Below are 21,001 nucleotides of genomic sequence, written 5' to 3'. Positions count from 1 at the left end.
GAAATCAGCACCGGACATCTCAGAGAGAGATGGCCGGGCGAGACGGCGTCGCTTAGCCGCGGTCAGTCCGACGGCGGCCCGCTCCAGCTCGCGCCCTCGGGCAGCAGGCCTTCCTCCCGTCGCAGCAGGTGCAGCGACCCGAGCCCCGCGCGCACGGCCGCACTCAGCTCCTCCTCGCCGTGATGGAGAAGGGCGAGCTCCCGCGAGACCCGCGGTCCGCCCAGCGGGATGCGCGCGAGCCCCCGCGCGTCGAACAGGCCGAGCGTCAGCGACGGCACGGCGATGACTCCGAGCCCCTCCGCCACCAGGCCGGCGGCCAGCAGCATGTTCGGCGCCCGCAGCTCCGATCGCGGCGAGACGCCCGCCTGCAGCAGGGCCGCCGAGGTGAGCGTGTGCACGCTGGTGCCGCCGGGGAGGGACACGAACGTCTCGTCGGCGAGATCGGCCCAGGAGACCTCCGCTCGCGGGGCGAGCGGGTGCGACCGCGGCACGAGCGCCACGAAGGCGTCCGACAGGTACCGCACATGGCGCACGCCCTCGGTGTGGGACACCTCGCTGGCGATGCCGATGTCGGCACGGCGACCGGCGACCATCTCGTGCACCTCGTCGGAGCCGCCGTCGACGAACGACACCTCGACGGCGGGGTGGCGATCCGCCATGAGCCGCAGCAGCCGCGGCACGAGCATCGACGACACCGACGGCAGCATCGCGAGCCGCACGCGGCCGACGGCGCCGGCGAGCCGGGAGTCCAACTGCCGCATCTCCGCGTCGTAGAGCGCCACGACGCGCTGCGCCGCCTCGCGCAGCAGCTCGCCCTCGGCCGTGAGCGTCAGGCTGCGACTCGATCGCACGAACACGCGGTGGCCGAGCCGCGCCTCCGCGGCAGCGACGATCCTGCTCAGGTTGGACTGCGCCGTCCGCAGCTCGGCGGCCGCCGCGGAGAGGCTGCCGTGCTCGGAGGCGGCGAGGATCGCGCGCATCTCACGGAGGGACAGGTCCATCACGCCAGGATAGGGACGGCGCGGGCCGCGGCCGGCGCCCCGGTCTCAGATCGCCGCGAGCAGCTCGAGCGTGCGGGCTCGGCCGGGGGAGACGTCGAGGGGCTCCGACGCGTACGACCCGGCGGAGGGAGAGATCATCACCTCGTCCACGTCGTGGTGCGCGGCGAAGTCGCGCAGCCGGGCGGCGACGTCCGGGCCGGTGCCGACGAACCAGCGCGCGCGGTTCTGGTCGATCATGCTCTGCTCCAGCGGGTCGGACGGGGCGGCGAGGGCCTCGTCGACGGTCTCGAGCGAGCGCATCGGCTTGTTCGTGCGCAGCCGGGCGAACTGGCGCAGCTGCGGCAGCGCGCGCTCGTCCGCCTCCTCCTGCGTGTCGGCCGCTACGACGTTCGCCGTGATGAAGGTGCGGGGGGTCGGGTTCTGCTCGGTGGCCTGGAACTGCGAGCGGTACAGCTCCATCGCGCGCTCGAGGCCGTCGCCCGCGAAGTGGTTGGCGAAGACGTAGGGCAGGCCGTAGGCCGCCGCGAGCGCCGCCGAGTAGTCGCTCGAGCCGAGCAGCCAGACCTCCGGCACGCCCGTCGCGGCGGGGGTGGCGTTGACGACGTACTCGCCGCCTCCCGTGAACCGGACGGTCGCGCCCTCGTCGCTCACGAGCCGCAGGATGTCGGTGATGTGCTGGGGGAACTGGTCGACCTCGCTGGTCGTGCCCGAGCGTCGCAGCAGCTGGGTGATGACGGGGTCGGACCCGGGCGCGCGCCCGATGCCGAGGTCCACGCGCCCCGGCGCGATCGCCTCGAGGGCGGCGAACTGCTCGGCGACGATGAGCGGGGCGTGGTTGGGCAGCATCACGCCGCCCGACCCCACCCGGATGCGGGAGGTCTGGGACGCGGCGGCGGCGATCAGCACGGGCGGCGCGGTGGAGGCGACGGCCGGCATGTTGTGGTGCTCGGCGAACCAGTAGCGGCGGTACCCCAAATCGTCCGCCGTGCGGGCCAGCGCCATCGAGGCGGCGACCGCCTGGACGCTCGACTGCCCCGTGCGCACCGGCACCAGGTCGAGGACGGACAGGGCGGGGATCGTCGACTCGCTCATCCCCAGGGCCAACCGCGACGGGTCGGAGCGCATTCCCCGCCTCGCCGCACCCGGGCCTTCGTGATCGCGGCCGGGCGGAGACCCCCTAGCCTGATCGCATGAACCCCGAGGTCTTCTACGTGCTGGTCGGCGCCCTCGCGGTGGGAGCCTTCGCGCGATGGAGAGGGTGGCCCGCGCCGCTCGTCATCACCGTCGCCGCGCTGCTGGTGTCGTTGATCCCGGCGGTGCCGACGCTCGACATCGACGGGCACCTGCTGCTGAACCTGACGCTGCCCCCGCTGCTGTACTCGGCGGCCCTGGAGGTGTCGTTCGTCGGCTTCCGCCGCAGCATGCCCCACATCCGGCGCCTCGGGGTGGGCCTCGTGCTGCTGACCGCGCTCGCCGTCGGCCTCGTCGCCTGGTGGATCATGCCCGAGCTCACGCTCGCGGGCGGGCTGCTGCTGGGCGCGATCGTCGGCCCTCCCGACGCGGTCTCCGCCGCGGCGATCGGCCGCAAGCTCGGCCTGCCGCGTCGCGTGATGACGGTGCTCTCGGGCGAGAGCCTGATCAACGACGCGACCTCGCTGACCCTCGTGCGGGTGTTCGCCGCGATCGTGGCGGGCGCGACGGTGACGGTGTGGGACGGCGTCTGGGCGTTCGTCGTCGCGGTCGTCATGGGCGTCGTGGTCGGCCTGGTGTTCGGGATCGTCCTGCATCAGCTGCGCGTGCGGCTCGACGATCCGGTCGTGGTCGGCACGGCGGGCCTGCTGGTGCCGTTCGGCGCCTATGCGATCGCCGAGCACATCGGCGGGTCGGGTGTCCTGGCGGTCGTCGCCATGGGGCTGTACGTCGGCTTCAACGCGCCCAAGACCAACTACACGACGCGCCAGCAGGACCGACCGCTGTGGCTCTCGGTCGACTTCCTGCTCGAGAGCTTCGTGTTCGCCTACATCGGCCTGCAGTTCCCGCGCGTCCTGCGCGAGCTCGGCACCGACAAGGCGGGCATCACGATCGCGCTGTCGGTCGCCGTCTTCGTCGTGGTGCTGCTGATCCGGCCGCTGTTCGTCTACGGCAGCTACGCCTGGGGGCGGATGTGGCAGGGGCTGCGGGTCATGCGCTGGAAGCACGCGCTCGAGGCGTTCCGCGAGAACCCCGACCATCCGAGAGCCCAGGCGTTCCGGCGCCGCAAGGAGAAGCTCAAGGCGAGCGGGCGCGAGTTCGACGAGAAGTCGCTGCGCGCCCGCATCACCGAGCCGGCGCTGAGCACCCAGGAGCGCGCCGTCGTGTCGTGGGCCGGCATGCGCGGCGTGGTGACGCTCGCCATGGCCGCCGCCCTGCCCGACCTCACCGGCGACTCCATGCCCGAGTCGCACGTGCAGAAGCTCATCGTCGTCGCGTTCGTCGTCACGGTCGGCACGCTGCTGCTGCAGGGGCTGACGCTCTCGCCGGTGATCAAGGCGCTCGGCGTCGGAGCAGACGAGGAGCGCCGCCAGGACGCCCTGCAGCTGCAGGCCATGCAGGCGCGCAACCAGGAGGTCGGCAAGGCGTACCTGCGGGCGAAGCGCGGCGAGTGGAAGGAGCGCTACGGCACCGCCGGCTCCGAGGTGTTCGACAAGATGGCGCGAGCCCTCCTGCGGGTCGAGCGCGACACGGATCGCGCGGGCAACGTCGTCGACCAGGAGGCGGAGTCGGAGAGGACGGAGCCGGTCGCGCGGCCCGGCTACGACGACATCGTGGAGCTGCGCCGCGGGTGGCTCGAGGTGCGCCGCGCCACGCTGATCGAGGAGCGCGATCGGGGCAACCTCAGTGAGGAGGTCATGCGCGAGCTGCTGACGGCGATCGACGCCGAGGAGCTCGCGCTCGACACGCGCGGCGCGATCACCGACGTGAGCCGCGCCTGACGCCGGGCCCCGCCGCCGGCGGCGATCCCTCGGATCGACCGGCCGCGGCGGGGCCCGACGGGTCGGCTCAGGCCTTCGCGGGCTCCCGGGCCCCGTCCGTGCCGCCCGACGGCTCGTCGTCGGAGGAGTCGTCGGCGAACGGCAGCCCCTCGCGCGGCGCGTCGTACAGCTCGCGGTCGAGGATCCCCTCGCGCTTGGCGACGATCGCCGGGACGAGCGCCTGGCCCGCCACGTTCACCGCGGTGCGACCCATGTCGAGGATCGGGTCGATCGCGAGCAGCAGGCCGACGCCCTCCAGCGGCAGGCCGAGCGTCGACAGGGTGAGCGTCAGCATCACAGTGGCGCCCGTCGTCCCCGCGGTCGCGGCCGAGCCGACGACCGAGACGACCACGATCAGCAGGTACTGGATGAACGACAGCTGGATGTCGAAGAACTGGGCCACGAAGATCGCGGCGATGGCCGGGTAGATCGCGGCGCAGCCGTCCATCTTGGTCGTCGAGCCGAAGGGCACGGCGAACGACGCGTACTCGCGGGGCACGCCGAGGTTGCGCTCGGTGACGCGCTCGGTCAGGGGCAGCGTGCCGAGCGACGAGCGGCTCACGAAGCCGAGCTGCACGGCGGGCCAGACGCCGGTGAAGTACTGGCGGATCGACAGCCCGTGCGCCTTCAGCAGCACCGGGTAGACGACGAACAGCACCAGCGCGAGGCCGATGTAGATCGCGAGCGCGAACCACGCGAGCGAGGTGAGCTTGTCCCAGCCGTACTGCACGACCGCGTTGCCGATGAGGCCGGCGGTGCCGATCGGCGCGATCCGGATGATCCACCAGACCACGCGCTGGATCACCTTCAGCAGCGACTCGGTGAAGGCGAGGAAGGGCTCGGCCTTGCGCCCGGCCCGCAGCGCGGCGATGCCCACGACGACCGCGACGACGATCACCTGCAGGATGTTGAAGCTCACGCTCGACGTGAGCACGCCCTCGGCGGGCGAGCTCGTCGAGACGGCGATGCCGAGGAAGTTCTGCGGCACGAGGCCGATCAGGAAGTCCCACCACGACCCGATGCGGCTGGGCTCGGAGGCCTCGAGGCCGTCGCCGGCGCGGGAGCCCGGCTGCAGCACGAGCGCCAGGACGATGCCGATGATGACCGAGACGAACGCCGTGATGGCGAACCACACCAGGGTCTGCCCGGCCAGGCGCGCCGCGTTCTGCACGCGGCGCAGGTTCGAGATGCTCGCGACGATCGCCGTGAACACGAGCGGCACGACCGCGGCCCGCAGCAGCGTCACGTATGAGCTGCCGACGGTGGCGAGCGTCGCCGCCAGGCTGTTGGGCTCGTCGTCGGCGCCCGGGCCCAGCTGAACGGCGAGCAGGCCGAGCAGCAGGCCGACGACGAGCGCGGCGACGATCTGGAAGCCGAACGACGCGTAGAACGGTCGCTTCTTCTTCGCGGGGCGCGCGGCGGACGGCGCGGGGGTGGTGCTCATGCTTCTCCTGGTGACGGGCGGGGAGGACGCCCCCGCGGGCATCCCTCACGGTAGTGACAGCCCGCTCCGCGCCGGCCCGCATGTGTCGGCGGATGACGCGCGGGCGTCCGTCTCGGCCATACCGCCGTCCACGGCAGAGGAGATCTCCACCGCGTAGGAGCATTCCGGGATGAACCCTCCGACGCCGTGGATTTCTCCGCCTCGGGGGCACGTTCCGTCCGCCTGTCGTCCACAGGGCGTTCTGGTCCCCGGTCTCCGGCGGTCCGATGGAGGACGGACGAGGGCGAGGCTGTGCCTCGATATCGTTCTGGCGATCCCGCCGTCCGCTGGCGAGAATGGAGACGTGCTCGTGCCCGCAGAGATCATCGCGACGCTCGGCATCGGCGTCACGTTGCTCGTGTCGATGCTGGGCGGTTTCGCCTGGCTGATCGGGCGCATGGACGCGAAGTTCGATGTCATCGGACATACGCTGACGGCGCGCATCGACGGCGTCGACAGCGCGCTGACCGGCAGGATCGAGCGCGTCGAGAGCAAGCTGACGGCGAGGATCGACGGGGTGGAGAGCAGGCTCACGGCGAGGATCGACGGGGTCGAGAGCAAGCTGACGGCGAGGATCGACGGGGTCGAGAGCAGGCTCACGGCGAAGATCGACGATGTCGAGAGCAAGCTGACGGCGAAGATGGACGGGGTCGAGAGCAGGCTCGTCGACCGGATCGGCGCCGTCGAGCACGAGCTCGTCGAGGTGAAGATCGCCCTGGCCCGCATCGAGGGCCCGCGACCGCAGTTCGTCGCGCCGCGCTGACCTCAGTCCGCCCGCACCAGCAGGTCGCCGATCTCGCAGTCGAGCGCCGCGCAGATCGCCGTCAGCGTCGAGAACCGGATGGCGCGCGCCCTGTCGTTCTTCAGGATCGACAGGTTCACGATGCTGACGCCGACCAGCTCGCTGAGCCGCGTCAGGGTCATCCCGCGGTCAGCCAGCAGCTCGTCCAGGCGGCAGTGCACCCCGGTGGGCCCCTCGTCGTCCGCCGGGCTCACACCAGCCCCTCCGTGTCGCGCTGCAGGCGCTCGCCGACGCCGAACGCCGTCGCGACCGCGCCGATGCCGAAGACCAGGAAGAGCCGCAGGAAGTCGAGGTCCTCGGCGGCCGGCTCGAACGCCCCGCCGCCGAGCACGGCGGCGGCCTGCGTCGTGGCGATCCGATCGAGCAGCGTCGTGAGGGCGAGGTCCACGCCGACCAGCACGCCGACGCCCGCGAGCAGACGGGTGTTCGTCCGGTGGAAGGCGATGCCCCGTGCGAGGTTCAGCACGAACCACGCCGAGCACGTCAGCACGGCGAGCATGCACACGGCATGGAGGACGACGCTGCCGGCGAGCGGCAGCAGGGCGGCCGGCGGAAGATCGTTCATCTGAACGACGACGCGCTCGACGACGGCCGTGACGACCTCTCCGTCCCCGCCGAGCGGGATTCCCGTCGCCGCGTCCTCCAGGCGGAAGGGCACGGGGGCGTCCCGGTTGGGCAGGATGCGCACGAGCGCGGTCACCGCCTCCGTCACGATCCACGCGGCGGCGACCGCCGCCAGCGGGATCATCCCCAGGAACGTCCACCGGTCGCCCTGGGGGAACAGCTCCGGGCTGGTTCTCCGCGTGTCGGACATCCGGGCGGTCCTCCTTATCGACATTCGTTGTTATCGAAGATCGTTATGGAGGTGGTCCCTCCTGTCAAGTGGGCCGTTCCGGCAGGCCTGGCACTATGCCCACGGCGAACACGGGTTCCCGCCGCGCCGGCAATGGCTAGCGTGGGATCACGGCCCCGCCTGACGTTCGGGCGGTGCGCCGTCACTGGCCATCGCGCCCGGAGGAGTGACATGTTCGAGAGATTCACCGACCGTGCCCGTCGTGTGGTCGTCCTCGCCCAGGAAGAGGCGAAGATGCTCAACCACAACTACATCGGCACCGAGCACATCCTGCTCGGGCTGATCCACGAGGGCGAGGGCGTCGCCGCGAAGGCGCTCGAGTCGCTCGGCATCTCGCTCGACGCCGTGCGCGAGCAGGTGCAGGACATCATCGGCCAGGGGCAGCAGCAGCCGACCGGCCACATCCCCTTCACCCCGCGCGCCAAGAAGGTGCTCGAGCTGTCGCTGCGCGAGGCGCTGCAGCTCGGCCACAACTACATCGGCACCGAGCACATCCTGCTCGGCCTCATCCGCGAGGGCGAGGGCGTCGCCGCCCAGGTGCTGGTCAAGCTCGGCGCCGACCTCAACAAGGTGCGCCAGCAGGTCATCCAGCTTCTGTCGGGCTACCAGGGCAAGGAGCCCGTGGGCGTCAACGCCGGCGGCCCGCAGGAGACCGAGGGCGCCAAGGGCGGCTCTCAGGTGCTCGACCAGTTCGGCCGCAACCTCACGCAGGCCGCGCGCGACAACAAGCTCGACCCGGTGATCGGGCGCGAGAAGGAGATCGAGCGGGTCATGCAGATCCTCTCGCGTCGCACCAAGAACAACCCCGTGCTGATCGGCGAGCCCGGCGTCGGCAAGACCGCCGTCATCGAGGGCCTCGCCCAGGCGATCGTCAAGGGCGACGTGCCCGAGACGCTGAAGGACAAGCAGCTCTACTCGCTCGACCTCGGATCGCTGATCGCCGGCTCGCGCTACCGCGGCGACTTCGAGGAGCGCCTCAAGAAGGTGACGAAGGAGATCCGCACCCGCGGCGACATCATCATCTTCATCGACGAGATCCACACGCTCGTCGGCGCCGGCGCGGCCGAGGGCGCGATCGACGCGGCCTCGATCCTGAAGCCGATGCTCGCCCGCGGCGAGCTGCAGACGATCGGCGCGACGACGCTGGACGAGTACCGCAAGCACTTCGAGAAGGACGCGGCCCTCGTGCGCCGCTTCCAGTCGGTGAACGTCGCGGAGCCGTCGCTGCCGCACGCCATCAACATCCTCAAGGGCCTGCGCGACCGGTACGAGGCGCACCACAAGGTGCAGATCACGGACGGCGCCATCGTCGCCGCCGCGAACCTCTCCGACCGCTACGTCAGCGACCGCTTCCTGCCGGACAAGGCCATCGATCTGCTCGACGAGGCCGGGGCACGCCTCCGCCTGTCGATCCTGTCGTCGCCGCCCGAGCTGCGCGAGTTCGACGAGAAGATCGCGAAGGTGCGCGAGGCCAAGGAAGAGGCGTCGGAGGAGCAGGACTTCGAGAAGGCGGCGTCGCTGCGCGACGAGGAGAAGTCGCTGCTCGCCGAGCGTCTGCGCCTCGAGAAGCAGTGGCGTTCGGGCGACGTCGAGACCGCCGCGACGGTCGACGAGGGCCTGATCGCCGAGGTGCTGGCGCAGGCCACGGGCATCCCGGTGTTCAAGCTCACCGAGGAGGAGACCAGTCGTCTCGTCTTCATGGAGAAGGCGCTGCACGAGCGCGTCATCGGCCAGGAGGAGGCGATCGCCGCCCTGTCGAAGACGATCCGTCGCCAGCGTGCCGGCCTCAAGGACCCGAAGCGTCCGTCGGGCTCGTTCATCTTCGCCGGCCCCACGGGCGTCGGAAAGACCGAGCTCGCCAAGGCGCTCGCGGAGTTCCTGTTCGACGACGAGGGTGCGCTGATCTCGCTCGACATGTCGGAGTTCGGAGAGAAGCACACCGTCTCCCGCTTGTTCGGTGCCCCTCCCGGGTTCGTCGGGTTCGAGGAGGGCGGCCAGCTCACCGAGAAGGTGCGTCGCAAGCCGTTCTCCGTCGTCCTCTTCGATGAGATCGAGAAGGCCCACCCGGACATCTTCAACTCGCTGCTGCAGATCCTCGAGGAGGGGCGCCTGACCGACGGTCAGGGCCGCGTGGTCGACTTCAAGAACACCGTGATCATCATGACGACGAACCTCGGCTCGTCGGCGATCGCCGGTGGTCCGGTCGGCTTCCAGGTGGAGGGCGACACGACGACGACGTACGAGCGGATGAAGGGCAAGGTCGACGAGGAGCTGAAGCGCCACTTCAAGCCCGAGTTCCTGAACCGCGTCGACGACATCATCGTGTTCCCGCAGCTGTCGAAGACCGAGCTCGTGCAGATCGTGGACCTCTTCACGAAGCGCCTGAACGACCGCCTGCTCGACCGCGACATGACGATCGAGCTGTCGCAGGCGGCCAAGGAGCGCCTCATCGAGATCGGCTTCGACCCGGCGCTCGGCGCTCGTCCGCTGCGTCGCGCCATGCAGCACGAGATCGAGGACCAGCTGTCGGAGCGCATCCTGCAGGGGCAGCTCGACTCGGGCCACCACATCAAGGTGGACGTGGAGGGCGGCAGCTTCGTGTTCGAGAACGCGCCGCGTGGCGAGCAGGTCGCGGTCGGCGTGAATGCGGGCGGCGCGATCACCGCGACGCCGGACATCACCGCCAGCGCGAGCTGACGCTCGGCTGACCGACGAAGGGGGCGGGTACCTGCGGGTACCCGCCCCCTTCGTCGTGCGGATCACGCGGGGGTGGGAAGCACCTCGTCGCCGACGTGCAGCGAGTACGGCGCCTCGATGTGCCCGCCGCGCGGCCCGGAGGGGTCGAGGAGCATCTCGACGATGCGGTCGCTGGACCGCGCCACACCCGTGTCGATCGTCGGCAGCGGCGGCACCGTGTACCGGCTCTCCTCGATGTTGTCGAAGCCGACGACGCTCACGTCGTCCGGCACCGCGATGCCGTGCCGTGCGAGCGTGTGCATCGCGCCGAAGGCGAGGGAGTCGTTGAAGCAGAACACGCCGTCGAAGGGGGTGTCACGTGCGAGCAGGCGCTCGATGGCGCGCGACCCCTCCGCCCTGTTGTATCCCGACACCTCGACCTGCAGGCGCTCGTCGGGCGCGAGGCCGGCGGCGACGAGCGCGCTGCGGTATCCGTCGAAGCGCACGCGGGCGGTGTCGGCGAGGCGGTCCTGCAGGCCGATGACCGCGATGTCGCGCCGCCCCTGGGCGAGCAGGAACTCCGTGGCCGTCCGGGCCGCGGCCTCGTTGTCGGGGCCGACGTGCGTGACGTCGTCGGTGGCGAGCGATTCGCCGTGCTCGCCGATGAGGACGAGCGGCACGCGGCTGCGGCGGGAGGCGATGTCGTCGGCCGTCAGCGCGAGGGGGCTGAGGACGATGCCGCCGAGGGCGGGGAAGCCCTCGCCCTCGATGATGGAGAGCTCGTGGGCGCGGTTGCCGCGGCTCTGCGTCACGAGCACGGTGGCGTCGCGGCGGCGCGCGGCCTCGACGACGCTGGCGGCGAACTCGGCGAAGTAGGGCTCCGCCAGGCCCGGCACGGCGAGGGCGATGAGCCTCGTGCTGCCGCTGCGCAGCTCCCGCGCGGCGAGGTTCGGGCGGTAGCCCAGCTGGTCGATCGCGTCGCGGACCCGCGCCTTCATCGCGTCGCTCACCGCGCCCGTGTCGTTGACGACGTTCGACACCGTCTTGGGGCTGACCCCGACGAGCTCCGCCACGTCGGCGAGGCGAACGCGCCTGTTCACGGCAGCCTCCCCGGTTCGCGAAAAACAAGTCTCCGTGGGACACGCTACCTCGTGCTACTCTCTCGACTCGTGACTAGTTCAACGTTGAACTGACAGGTCGAGTTCAACGATGTACCAATTGACCGCAGGACAACACTGGAGATGGGGAGTGCGATGACGCACACAACGTATGGCGCGCGGACCCGCGTCGCCGCCGGCCTCGCGTCGCTGATCGTCGCCGGCGCGGCATTGGCGGGCTGCTCGAGCCAGGGCGGCGGGTCCTCCGTCGAGCTCAGCGACGCCGACCTCGACGCCGCGCTCGAGGAAGGCGGCGAGATCACCTACTGGGGATGGAACTCGTCCGCCGAGGACCAGGTCGCCGCGTTCGAGGACGCCTACCCGAACGTGACCGTCAAGTACACCAACACCGGCGGCGGCGGGTCTCACAACCTCAAGCTCCAGAACGCCGTGACGGCGGGCTCGGGCGGTCCGGACGTGTCGCAGCTCGAGTACCACATCCTGCCGCAGTTCATCCTCGGCGAGTCGCTCCTCGACCTCTCCGCCGCAGGCTTCGACGAGCTGGCCGGCGACTACACCGACTCGACGTGGGGCTACGTCTCGCAGTACGACGGCGTGTGGGGGCTTCCGCAGGACGCGGGCCCGATGGCGCTGTTCTACAACGCCGACGTCTACGAGGAGCACGGCCTGACCGTGCCCACCACGTGGGACGAGTTCGCCGAGCAGGCCGCGGCGCTCCGCGCCGCCGACCCCGACGCCGCGATCGCCGGCGACTTCGGCGAGCCGTCGTTCACCACGTCGATGATCCGCCAGGCCGGCGGGAAGCCGTTCTCGGTCGAGGGCACCGAGGTGACGATCGACCTGCAGGACGAGGGCACCACCCGGTGGACCGAGGTCTGGAACCCGCTCATCGAGGACGACCTGCTCGACACCACCACGGCGACGTGGAGCGACGAGTGGTTCACGGCGCTCGGCGACGGCTCGATCGCCAGCGTGATCTCCGGCGCGTGGATGGCCGGCGTGCTCGAGAGCAGCGTCCCCGACGGCGCCGGGTCGTGGCGCGTCGCCCCGATGCCGACCTATGACGGCGACGACGCCACGTCCGAGATGGGCGGCAGCTCGCACGTCGTGATGAAGGACAGCGACAACCCGGCCCTGGTCGCCGCGTTCGTGCGCTGGCTGAGCAACGACCCGGAGAGCGTCGACATCTTCATGTCGTCCGGCGGCTTCCCCAGCACCGTCGCGAACCTCGAGTCGGAGGAGTTCCTGAACGCCGAGTCGGAGTACTTCGGCGGACAGGCGATCAACGAGGTGTTCCTGGCCTCGTCCGAGGCGGTGCCCACCGACTGGCAGTTCCTGCCGTGGCAGTCGTACGCCAGCAGCATCTTCTCCGACACCGTCGGCGTCTCGTACGTCCAGCGATCCGACCTGGACGCGGGCCTCGTCGCCTGGCAGGACGCGAACGTCAAGTACGGCAACGAACAGGGATACACCGTCAACGGCGGCTGACCTCCCACCCCGGGGGCCGCCCCTCGCGGCCCCCGCCCTCCCTCTCCGAAAGGCTCTCGCTCCATGCACACCGCCGTCGTCCGCATCCGTCCCGATCGCGTGACCGCTCCCGTCTCCCGCCGCGTGTTCGGCACGTTCGTGGAGCACATGGGCCGCTCGGTCTACACGGGGATCCACGAGCCGGGCCATCCGACCGCGGACGCGGCGGGGTTCCGGCAGGACGTCGCCGAGCTGGTCCGCGAGCTGGGGGCGACGTGCGTGCGCTACCCCGGCGGCAACTTCGTCTCCGGATACCGCTGGGAGGACGGCGTCGGCCCGCGGGACGAGCGGCCCGTGCGACTGGACGCCGCCTGGCGCAGCCTGGAGACCAACGCGGTGGGCCTGCACGAGTTCGCCGCCTGGGCGTCCGAGGTCGGCCTCGAGCTGATGATGGCCGTCAACCTCGGCACGCGCGGGGCGGCGGAGGCGGCCGAGCTGCTGGAGTACGCCAACGTCGACGCGCCGACCGCGCGGGCGCAGCAGCGCCGCGACAACGGCGCCGACGAGCCCTTCGGGATCACCACGTGGTGCCTCGGCAACGAGATGGACGGCGACTGGCAGATCGGCCACAAGACGGCCGACGAGTACGGACGCCTGGCGGCCGAGACGGCCCGGCTGATGCGCTTCGTCGACCCGTCGGTCGAGCTCGTCCTGGCGGGCAGCTCGTCCGCCGAGATGCCGACGTTCGGCGAGTGGGAGCGCACCGTGCTGCGCCACGTAGGGGACCTCGCCGATCACATCTCGCTGCACGCCTACTACGAGGAGGTCGACGACGTCAGCGACTTCCTCGCGTCCAGCGCGCGTCTCGACCGCTTCATCGGCGACGTCGCGACGATCGTCGCCGAGGTCGAGCGGGAGCAGGGGCTGACGAAGCACATCGGCATCAGCGTCGACGAGTGGAACGTGTGGCGCACCACGCAGTTCAACCAGGTCGACAAGGAGCCCCTGCTCACCGGCCCGTGGCGGTTTCACCCGCGCATCATCGAGGACGAGTACACGGCGACCGACGCCGTGGTCGTCGGCAGCCTGGTCAACGCGCTGCTTCGTCACGCCGACCGCGTGAAGATCGCCAACCAGGCGCAGCTCGTCAACGTCATCGCCCCGATCCGCAGCGAGGAGGGAGGGCCTGCGTGGAAGCAGAGCATCTTCCACCCGTTCGCGATCGCCGCCGCGCACGCGCACGGCGACGTGATCGCGCTCGACGTCGACGCGCCGGTGCTCGCCACGCGCAGCCACGGCGAGGTGCCCTCGCTCGACGCGGCGGCCACGCGCACCGACGACGGCGTCGAGCTCTTCCTCGCCAACCTCCAGGCCGAGCATGACGTCGACGTGACGCTCGACGTTGACGGATACGTCGCTTTCGCGGCCACCACGGTCGGCGTGCCCGACGGCGGCGACCGGCTGACGACGAACACCGAGGCGTCGCAGCCCGTGCAGCCCCGAGCACTCGCGATCGTCGAGGGCGCCTCGTCGATCACGTTGCCCGCGCTCTCCTGGAACCACGTGCGGCTGCGCCCCGTCGCCTCCTCCTCCTGACCTCCTCGACCAGACCCCACGCGCTCCGCGTCCCGCGAGCCCGCAGCCACGAAGGGACCCCTATGTCCGCCACGTCGACCGCCGTGCGCTCGCGCCGGCGCATGTCGCGCACCGACCTCGCCCAGGCGCGCGCCGGGTACGGCTTCCTCCTGCCGTTCCTCGTCGTGTTCGGGCTCGTCATGCTGGCACCGGTCATCTATGCCGTGGTGCTCAGCCTGTTCCAGAACCGGCTGATCGGCGGCATGGTCTTCGTCGGCGCCGATAACTTCGTCGGCGTGCTGACCGACCCGCAGTTCCTCTCCGGCCTCGGCCGGGTGCTGCTGTTCCTGGTCGTGCAGGTGCCGATCATGCTCGGGCTGGCGCTGTTCGCCGCGCTGGCGATCGACAGCGCCCGGCTGCACGGGGCGAGCTTCTTCCGCCTCGCGATCTTCCTGCCGTACGCGGTGCCGGGCGTCGTCGCCGTGCTGATGTGGGGGTTCATCTACGGCGACCGGTTCGGCCTCGTCGGCAACCTCAACCGCCTGGTGGGCAGCGATGTGCTCGCGCCGCTGTCGGCCGACTGGCTGCTCCTGTCGATCGGCAACATCGTCACCTGGCAGTTCATCGGGTACAACATGCTGATCTTCTTCGCCGCGCTGAAGGCGATACCGCACGAGCTGTACGAGGCGGCCGAGATCGACGGCGCCGGTCAGCTGCGCATCGTGACGAGCATCAAGATCCCCTCGATCCGCGGCGCCGTCGTGATCGCGTCGATCTTCTCGATCATCGGCAGCTTCCAGCTCTTCAACGAGCCGAACATCCTCAAGACGATCGTCCCCAACCTGATCCCGACGTACTACACGCCGAACATGTACGCCTACAACCTCGCCTTCCTCGGCCAGCAGCCGAACTACGCCGCGACCGTCGCCCTGATCATGGGCGTCGTCACGGCGGTCATCGCCTACGCCGTGCAGCTGCGCGGCAGCCGAAAGGACGCCTGATGCCCGCCTCGACCCTGCGCCGTCGCGCGCGTCCGGCGTCCTCCTCCGCGTCGGCCGGCAGGCGGCCACGCCGCTCGCTCGGGCTGACCATCGCCATGGGGCTGTTCGCGATCTACGCGCTGTTCCCGCTCGCCTGGCTGCTGATCAGCGCCACCAAGACCCAGCCCGAGCTGTTCCGCTCGTTCGGCCTGTGGTTCTCCGGCCCGTTCGCGCTGTTCGACAACATCGCCCAGGTGTTCTCCCACGACGACGGCATCTACCTGACGTGGCTCGGCAACACGCTGCTCTACGTCGCGGTCGGAGGCGGCGGCGCGACCCTGCTGGCAGCGATGGCGGGCTACGGCCTGGCGAAGTACCGCTTCCCGGGCAAGGCCGCGGTCTTCGCGATCATCCTCGGCGCCGTGGCCATCCCCGGCACCGCCCTTGCCGTGCCGACCTTCCTCATGTTCAGCCAGATGGGCCTGACGAACACCGTGTGGGCCATCATCGTGCCCTCGCTCGCGTCGCCCTTCGGCCTGTACCTGATCTGGACCTACGCCAACGAGTCGATCCCCGACGAGCTGCTCGAGGCGGCACGCATCGACGGATCCGGCGAGCTGCGCACGTTCTTCACGATCTCGCTGCGCATCCTCGCGCCGGGCGTGGTCACGGTGCTGCTGTTCTCCGTCGTCTCGACGTGGAACAACTACTTCCTGCCCCTGATCATGCTGAGCGACCCCGATCTGTTCCCCCTCACGATCGGCCTGCAGCAGTGGAACGCGCAGGCGGTCGGAGTGGGCGCGACCCCGATCTACAACCTCGTGATCACGGGATCGCTGCTGGCGCTGGTGCCGATCATGATCGTCTTCCTGCTGCTGCAGCGCTACTGGCAGGGCGGCCTCAGCGCCGGAAGCGTGAAGCAGTAGACCGCGCCGCGCCGAACACCCGCTCCGTCCTCTCCACCGGCATGCTGCCGAGCCGTCCCCCGTGGGCGGCGCAACGAAGGGTTCCCATGATCATCCGCGACGTCATCGTCACCCCCATCGCCTTCCGAGATCCGCCCCTGCTCAACGTCGCGGGCGTGCACGAGCCGCTCGCGCTGCGCAGCATCGTCCAGGTCGTGGTCGACGGCGGCGTCGTCGGGCTCGGCGAGGGCAACGGCGGCGCCGAGTTCACCGAGTGGCTGCGGCGGGCCGTGCCGGCGGTGATCGGCAAGAGCGTCTTCGACCTGAACGGCATCGAGCGCGCGATCGACGAGGCGCTGTCGTTCGGCGCGGACGCGCTCGCCCGCCGCGACCTGCGGTCGGTGCTCGCCCCCATCGACGTGGCCGCCCACGACGCGCAGGGCAAGATCCTCGGACTGCCGGTGTCGGAGCTGCTCGGCGGCGCCGTCCGGCGACGCGTGCCGTACAGCGCGTACCTGTTCTACAAGTGGGCGGATCACCCCGACGCGGGCACCGGCCGCATCGCCGGTGCCGACGAGTGGGGGGAGGCGACGACGCCGGACGGCATCGTCGCGCAGGCGCGGGCGCTCATCGATCGCTACGGCTTCGAGTCGATCAAGCTGAAGGCGGGCGTCCTTCCCCCCGACGAGGAGATCGCCGCGATCCGCGCGCTGGCGGAGGCCTTCCCCGGCTATCCGCTGCGGATCGACCCGAACGGCGCCTGGACCGTCGAGACGGCCGAGCGCGTGGCGGCCGAGGTCGGCGGGCTGCTGGAGTACCTCGAGGACCCGGTGCTCGGGCTGGACGGGATGTCGCAGGTGCGCGCCGCCACCGGGCTGCCGCTCGCCACCAACATGTGCGTCGTGGCGTTCGAGCAGATTCCCGAGGCGGTGCGGAAGGACTCCGTGCAGATCATCCTCGGCGACCACCACTACTGGGGCGGGCTGCGGCACACGCGCGAGCTCGGCATGGTGTGCGAGACCTTCGGCATCGGCCTGTCGATGCACTCCAACTCGCACCTCGGCATCTCTTTCGCGGCCATGACGCACCTCGCCGCCGCGAGCCCCGGGCTCACGTACGCGTGCGACACGCACTACCCCTGGAACCGCGGCGACGACGTGATCGTCCCGGGCGCCCTCGAGATCGTCGGAGGCAGTGTGGCAGTGCCCACCGGGCCGGGCCTCGGCGTGGAGCTCGACGAGGCGGCGCTCGCCCGCCAGCACCGCGTCTACCTCGACAGCGGGCGACGCGAGCGTGACGACGCCGGGTACATCCGCCGCTTCCAGCCCGACTTCGACCCGCGGCTGCCGCGGTTCTGATCCGAGTCACCGGAGGACACCATCGACATCGCCCTTCCGCGCCCCGGCGTCGGCTCCCTTCCGCCCCGTGCGCGCCTGCGCTCCGACGCGCCCGTGCAGAGCCTGAACGGCTCGTGGCGCTTCCGGCTGTCGCCCGCGCTGCGGGCGGCGCCCGACGACGGCTGGCAGACGCGCGCCGTGGACGACTGGGACGCTATCGACGTGCCCGCGCACTGGAACCTGCAGGGCTTCGGCGCGCCCGCGTACTCCAACGTGCAGATGCCGTTCCCGGTCGACCCGCCGCACCCGCCGGACGCGAACCCGATCGGCGACTACCGGCTCGACTTCGACGCGCCCGCCGACGTCGTTGCGCATCCGCGCCAGCTGCTGCGGTTCGACGGCATCGAGTCGGCGGCGGAGGTCTGGCTCAACGGCGCGCTGCTCGGCACGACGCGCGGCAGTCGGCTGACCCACGAGTTCGACGTGACCGACGTGCTGGTGCCCACCGCGAACCGGCTCGCCGTGCGCGTGGCGCAGTTCAGCGACGCCACCTACATCGAGAACCAGGACATGTGGTGGCTGCCGGGCATCTTCCGCGACGTCGCCCTGCTCGCCCGTCCCGCCGCGGCGGTCGACGACGTGCAGCTGGTGGCCGACTTCGACCCGGCGACGGGGGAGGGCACGCTGTCCGTGCGCGTCCGGGCGACGGGCGCCGCGCGCGTCCTCGTCCCCGAGCTGGGCATCGACGCGCCCGCCGACGAGCGGATCCCCGCCGGCGAGGTCGAGCCGTGGACGGCCGAGACACCACGCCTCTACGACGTGGTCGTCCGCACGGCCGACGAGACGGTGTCGATGCGGGCCGGTTTCCGCCGCGTGGAGGTGCGCGACGCGCAGCTGCTCGTCAACGGTGCGCCGATCATGCTGCGCGGCGTCAACCGGCACGAGCATCACCCCGAGCGCGGGCGCGTCTTCGACGCCGCCGATGCGAGGGCCGACCTGCTGCTGATGAAGCGGCACCACATCAACGCCGTCCGCACCTCGCACTATCCGCCGCACCCCGACACGCTCGACCTCTTCGACGAGCTCGGCTTCTGGGTGATCGACGAGTGCGACCTCGAGTCGCACGGCTTCGAGCACGTGGGCTGGAGCGGAAACCCCAGCGCGGACCCGCGGTGGCGGGACGCCTACCTCGACCGGATGCGGCGCACCGTGCACCGCGACAAGAACCACCCGAGCGTCATCATGTGGTCGCTCGGCAACGAGGCGCACGAGGGCGCCAACCTCGAGGCGATGTCGCGATGGGTGAAGGGCTTCGACCCGACCCGTCTGGTCCACTACGAGGGCGACCGCGGCAGCCGGTACGTCGACGTCTACTCGCGGATGTACGCCAGTCACGCCGAGGTGCGCGAGATCGGTCAGGAGACCGTCGACGCGTTGCCGTACGACGCGGACGCCGACACCGTGCGGCGCGCGTCGCTCCCCTTCCTGCAGTGCGAGTTCGCGCACGCGATGGGCACGGGGCCCGGCGGGCTCGAGGAGTACTGGGACCTGTTCGAGCGCTACCCGAGGATCGCGGGCGGGTTCGTGTGGGAGTGGGTGGAGCAGGCCATCGCGGTGACCGGCGACGACGGCGTGCGCCGCCTCCGATACGGCGGCGACTTCGGGGAGGCCGTGCACGACGGCAACTACGTGATCGACGGGCTCGTGAGCGCCGATCGCGAGCCGCGCCCGGGGCTGCTGCACTACGCGGCGGTCATCGCGCCGGTGCGCATCGATGTCGCCGGGGATCGCACCGGCGTGCGCATCGAGAACCGCTGGGACTTCCTGCGGCTCGAGGGGCAGGTGGCGCTGACCTGGGAACGCCGCGTCGACGGCCGCGTCCTCGCCTCCGGAGAGCTCGCCGTCCCGGCGTGCGGACCGCGCTTGCGGGCAGAGGTGGCGCTGCCGCACGAGGCCCGTGTGTCGATCGAGGCCGCGGTGGCCGACGTCGTCACCGTGACCGCCGTCGGCGTCGGCGCGCAGCCCTGGGCGGATGCCGGCCACGTGCTGGGCGCCGGGCAGTCGGTCGTCCATGCGGTCGCGGTCGCCCCGGCGCCGTCCGCGGATGCGTCGTCCGCCCGCCCCGCCTGCGAGATCGACGCGGTGACGGGCGAGCTGACGCGCATCGGGAGCCTCCCGCTGCGCGGCCCCTCGGTCGGCCTCTGGCGCGCGCCCACCGACAACGACCTCGACGTCGCGGACGACGAGCTCGACCTTCCGCCCGTGGCGACCCGCTGGCGCGACATCGGGATGGACCGGATGGTGCCGAGGCTGCAGCAGCTCTCGCCCGAGAGCGGCGGCACGCGGGTGCGCGTGCGGACCGGCGCGCCCATCACCGGCCTGGCCGTGGACGCCGACCTGCTGTGGACGCCGGTGGGCGAGCGGGCCGTCCGGCTGGACGCCGTGTTCGACCCGGTGGGGCGGTGGCCGCACGCGTGGGCACGCCTCGGCCTCGACCTCGTGATCGAGGCGGCGCCCGCCGGCGTCCGGATGGCCGGGCTCGGCCCCATGCCGTCCTATCCCGACATGCGCGCCGCCGCCCGGTTCGGCTGGTACGACCTCGGGCCGGCCGATCTCGTCGTCGACGACGTGTTCCCCCAGGAGAGCGGATCGCGCCGGGGCGTCGTCGACGCGACGGTCCTGACCGCACGGGGCGGGCTGCGGGTGCGCACGCTCTCGGAGCCCTTCGCCCTGACGGTCTCGCCTTTCTCCCGCGCCGCGATCGCCGCGGCGCGGCACGGCTGGGAGCTCGAGGCCGACGGTCGCACGCACGTGTCCGTCGACCTCGCGCAGTCGGGCGTCGGCACGGCGACGTGCGGTCCGGGCATCCTGCCCCGCCACCGGCTGACCGCGCGTCCGCTGTCGATCTCGCTGCTGCTGGAGCAGGTCGACGCGGACGCCGCGGAGGAGCCCGACGAGCCGGCGTAGCCGGCGCAGACCGGGCCGACCTGCGCGTGCTGTCGCCGGGCGCCCAGGGTCGCGGTCCTAGGCTGGCCGTATGACACAGCACGCGGCAGACGGATTCGTCGTGCGTGCGGCGCGTGCCGCCGACGTCCCGCAGATCCACCGCCTGCTCGAGCCGTACGTGCAGCGGAGGATCCTGCTGGGCAAGGACCTCGTGACGCTGTACGAGGCGACGCAGCAGTTCCTCGTCGCCGAGTCGGAGAGTCGCGTCGTCGGCTGCGGTGCGCTGCACGTCATGTGGGAGGACCTCGGCGAGGTGCGCACCCTGATCGTCGACGACGGCTGGCTGCACCGCGGCGTCGGCCGCGCGATCGTGGAGGGTCTCGAGCACGCCGCGCGCGGCCTCGGCCTGAAGCGTCTGTTCTGCCTGACCTTCGAGGTGGACTTCTTCACCCGCCGCGGGTTCGCGCCCATCGGGGAGCAGATCGTCGACCCGGACGTGTACTCGCAGCTCGTGCGCAGCCGCGACGAGGGCGTGGCCGAGTTCCTCGACCTGGCTCACGTGAAGCCCAACACGCTGGGCAACACGCGGATGCTGAAGCTGCTCTAGGTGTAGTGCCCAGGGTCGTTGTTTGATCTGATTGCCGTGATGTGACGAGAACCTCCCGGCAGAGTGGAGCTGCTACCGCTTCCGCTCTGAACCAGGAGGTTCTCGTGTCTCACGCTAATGCGGCCTTGACGCCGCGCCAACGGCTCCGCCTTGCCCGCAAGGTCGTCGACGAGGAGTGGACGGTCGCTGCGGCGGCTGGCTACTTCCGCGTCTCGTGGCCGACTGCCGACAAATGGGCAC

Annotated in this window: 16 protein-coding genes and 1 pseudogene; 11 read left to right on the top strand and 6 right to left on the bottom strand. The window is 71.1% G+C overall.

All coding sequences use genetic code 11. From position 1 onward, the window contains the following. Nucleotides 1–62 precede the first annotated feature (62 nt). Nucleotides 63–1,001: a LysR family transcriptional regulator gene (locus K5S26_RS17845; RefSeq protein WP_221860740.1), complete on the bottom strand. Its 939-nt coding sequence runs from the start codon at nt 999–1,001 to the stop codon at nt 63–65. A gap of 45 nt (nt 1,002–1,046) precedes the next feature. Next, a complete protein-coding gene (locus tag K5S26_RS17840; RefSeq protein WP_221860739.1) occupies nt 1,047–2,093 on the bottom strand; it encodes an LLM class flavin-dependent oxidoreductase in 1,047 nt (348 codons plus the stop codon). Between the two features lie 98 nt (nt 2,094–2,191). Here K5S26_RS17840 and K5S26_RS17835 point away from each other — a divergent pair, with 98 nt between their 5' ends. Continuing rightward, nucleotides 2,192–3,973 (top strand): cation:proton antiporter, encoded by a 1,782-nt coding sequence (locus tag K5S26_RS17835; RefSeq protein ID WP_221860738.1) that lies wholly within the window; start codon nt 2,192–2,194, stop codon nt 3,971–3,973. Nucleotides 3,974–4,040: 67 nt separating this feature from the next. Here K5S26_RS17835 and K5S26_RS17830 read toward each other — a convergent pair whose 3' ends face one another. Beyond that, nucleotides 4,041–5,456: a dicarboxylate/amino acid:cation symporter gene (locus tag K5S26_RS17830; RefSeq protein WP_221860737.1), complete on the bottom strand. Its 1,416-nt coding sequence runs from the start codon at nt 5,454–5,456 to the stop codon at nt 4,041–4,043. A gap of 343 nt (nt 5,457–5,799) precedes the next feature. Here K5S26_RS17830 and K5S26_RS17825 point away from each other — a divergent pair, with 343 nt between their 5' ends. After that, the gene (locus K5S26_RS17825; protein ID WP_221860734.1) at nt 5,800–6,258 is read left to right on the top strand and encodes an apolipoprotein A1/A4/E family protein; all 459 of its coding nucleotides are present in this window, start codon (nt 5,800–5,802) and stop codon (nt 6,256–6,258) included. A 2-nt stretch (nt 6,259–6,260) separates the two neighbouring features. Here K5S26_RS17825 and K5S26_RS17820 read toward each other — a convergent pair whose 3' ends face one another. Next, the gene (locus K5S26_RS17820) at nt 6,261–6,491 is read right to left on the bottom strand and encodes a helix-turn-helix domain-containing protein (RefSeq protein ID WP_221860732.1); all 231 of its coding nucleotides are present in this window, start codon (nt 6,489–6,491) and stop codon (nt 6,261–6,263) included. Continuing rightward, nucleotides 6,488–7,111, bottom strand: coding sequence for a hypothetical protein (locus K5S26_RS17815; protein WP_221860730.1), 624 nt, complete (start codon nt 7,109–7,111; stop codon nt 6,488–6,490). Before K5S26_RS17815 ends, K5S26_RS17820 begins: the two co-directional genes overlap by 4 nt. A 210-nt stretch (nt 7,112–7,321) precedes the next feature. On the opposite strand from K5S26_RS17815, the gene K5S26_RS17810 reads away from it, so the two are divergent. Beyond that, a complete protein-coding gene (locus K5S26_RS17810; protein WP_221860728.1) occupies nt 7,322–9,847 on the top strand; it encodes an ATP-dependent Clp protease ATP-binding subunit in 2,526 nt (841 codons plus the stop codon). A gap of 62 nt (nt 9,848–9,909) precedes the next feature. Here the strand turns inward: K5S26_RS17810 and K5S26_RS17805 are convergent, their stop codons facing one another. Beyond that, nucleotides 9,910–10,926 carry a LacI family DNA-binding transcriptional regulator gene (locus tag K5S26_RS17805; RefSeq protein ID WP_221860726.1) on the bottom strand — a complete coding sequence of 339 codons (1,017 nt, stop codon included), beginning with the start codon at nt 10,924–10,926 and terminating at the stop codon, nt 9,910–9,912. Between the two features lie 153 nt (nt 10,927–11,079). Here K5S26_RS17805 and K5S26_RS17800 point away from each other — a divergent pair, with 153 nt between their 5' ends. From K5S26_RS17800 to K5S26_RS17765, 8 genes and pseudogenes are all read left to right on the top strand, one after another. Beyond that, nucleotides 11,080–12,432 carry an extracellular solute-binding protein gene (locus tag K5S26_RS17800; RefSeq protein ID WP_221860724.1) on the top strand — a complete coding sequence of 451 codons (1,353 nt, stop codon included), beginning with the start codon at nt 11,080–11,082 and terminating at the stop codon, nt 12,430–12,432. 63 nt (nt 12,433–12,495) lie between these two features. Then, entirely contained in the window at nt 12,496–14,007 is a 1,512-nt protein-coding gene (locus K5S26_RS17795; protein WP_221860722.1) for an alpha-N-arabinofuranosidase, read from the top strand. Between the two features lie 62 nt (nt 14,008–14,069). Further along, complete coding sequence (locus tag K5S26_RS17790; protein ID WP_221860720.1) at nt 14,070–14,987, top strand: carbohydrate ABC transporter permease; 918 nt, start codon at nt 14,070–14,072, stop codon at nt 14,985–14,987. Next, complete coding sequence (locus tag K5S26_RS17785; RefSeq protein WP_221860718.1) at nt 14,987–15,892, top strand: carbohydrate ABC transporter permease; 906 nt, start codon at nt 14,987–14,989, stop codon at nt 15,890–15,892. The genes K5S26_RS17790 and K5S26_RS17785 overlap by 1 nt, the downstream gene beginning before the upstream one ends. Before the next feature lie 86 nt (nt 15,893–15,978). Beyond that, nucleotides 15,979–17,229, top strand: a complete 1,251-nt coding sequence (locus tag K5S26_RS17780; protein WP_221860716.1) for an enolase C-terminal domain-like protein — start codon at nt 15,979–15,981, stop codon at nt 17,227–17,229. 93 nt (nt 17,230–17,322) lie between these two features. Continuing rightward, nucleotides 17,323–20,175, top strand: a complete 2,853-nt coding sequence (locus tag K5S26_RS17775; protein ID WP_308123057.1) for a glycoside hydrolase family 2 TIM barrel-domain containing protein — start codon at nt 17,323–17,325, stop codon at nt 20,173–20,175. Between the two features lie 70 nt (nt 20,176–20,245). Beyond that, the gene (locus K5S26_RS17770; protein WP_221860714.1) at nt 20,246–20,761 is read left to right on the top strand and encodes an amino-acid N-acetyltransferase; all 516 of its coding nucleotides are present in this window, start codon (nt 20,246–20,248) and stop codon (nt 20,759–20,761) included. 104 nt (nt 20,762–20,865) lie between these two features. Next, nucleotides 20,866–21,001 (top strand): annotated as a pseudogene (locus K5S26_RS17765) (leucine zipper domain-containing protein); the annotation flags it as partial.

This window comes from Microbacterium marinilacus (assembly GCF_019753765.1).
In the GTDB taxonomy this organism is placed as follows: Bacteria; Actinomycetota; Actinomycetes; order Actinomycetales; family Microbacteriaceae; genus Microbacterium; species Microbacterium marinilacus.
Note: the sequence above shows the minus strand (reverse complement) of the source record. Positions and strands in the feature narration are given on the sequence as shown.

Coding starts and splice junctions, on each gene's coding strand:
- K5S26_RS17835 (WP_221860738.1), top strand. CDS start 2,192: ATGAACCCCGAGGTCTTCTACGTGCTGGTCGGCGCCCTCGCGGTGGGA.
- K5S26_RS17815 (WP_221860730.1), bottom strand. CDS start 7,111: ATGTCCGACACGCGGAGAACCAGCCCGGAGCTGTTCCCCCAGGGCGAC.
- K5S26_RS17845 (WP_221860740.1), bottom strand. CDS start 1,001: ATGGACCTGTCCCTCCGTGAGATGCGCGCGATCCTCGCCGCCTCCGAG.
- K5S26_RS17810 (WP_221860728.1), top strand. CDS start 7,322: ATGTTCGAGAGATTCACCGACCGTGCCCGTCGTGTGGTCGTCCTCGCC.
- K5S26_RS17830 (WP_221860737.1), bottom strand. CDS start 5,456: ATGAGCACCACCCCCGCGCCGTCCGCCGCGCGCCCCGCGAAGAAGAAG.
- K5S26_RS17780 (WP_221860716.1), top strand. CDS start 15,979: ATGATCATCCGCGACGTCATCGTCACCCCCATCGCCTTCCGAGATCCG.
- K5S26_RS17790 (WP_221860720.1), top strand. CDS start 14,070: ATGTCCGCCACGTCGACCGCCGTGCGCTCGCGCCGGCGCATGTCGCGC.
- K5S26_RS17795 (WP_221860722.1), top strand. CDS start 12,496: ATGCACACCGCCGTCGTCCGCATCCGTCCCGATCGCGTGACCGCTCCC.
- K5S26_RS17770 (WP_221860714.1), top strand. CDS start 20,246: ATGACACAGCACGCGGCAGACGGATTCGTCGTGCGTGCGGCGCGTGCC.
- K5S26_RS17800 (WP_221860724.1), top strand. CDS start 11,080: ATGACGCACACAACGTATGGCGCGCGGACCCGCGTCGCCGCCGGCCTC.
- K5S26_RS17840 (WP_221860739.1), bottom strand. CDS start 2,093: ATGAGCGAGTCGACGATCCCCGCCCTGTCCGTCCTCGACCTGGTGCCG.
- K5S26_RS17785 (WP_221860718.1), top strand. CDS start 14,987: ATGCCCGCCTCGACCCTGCGCCGTCGCGCGCGTCCGGCGTCCTCCTCC.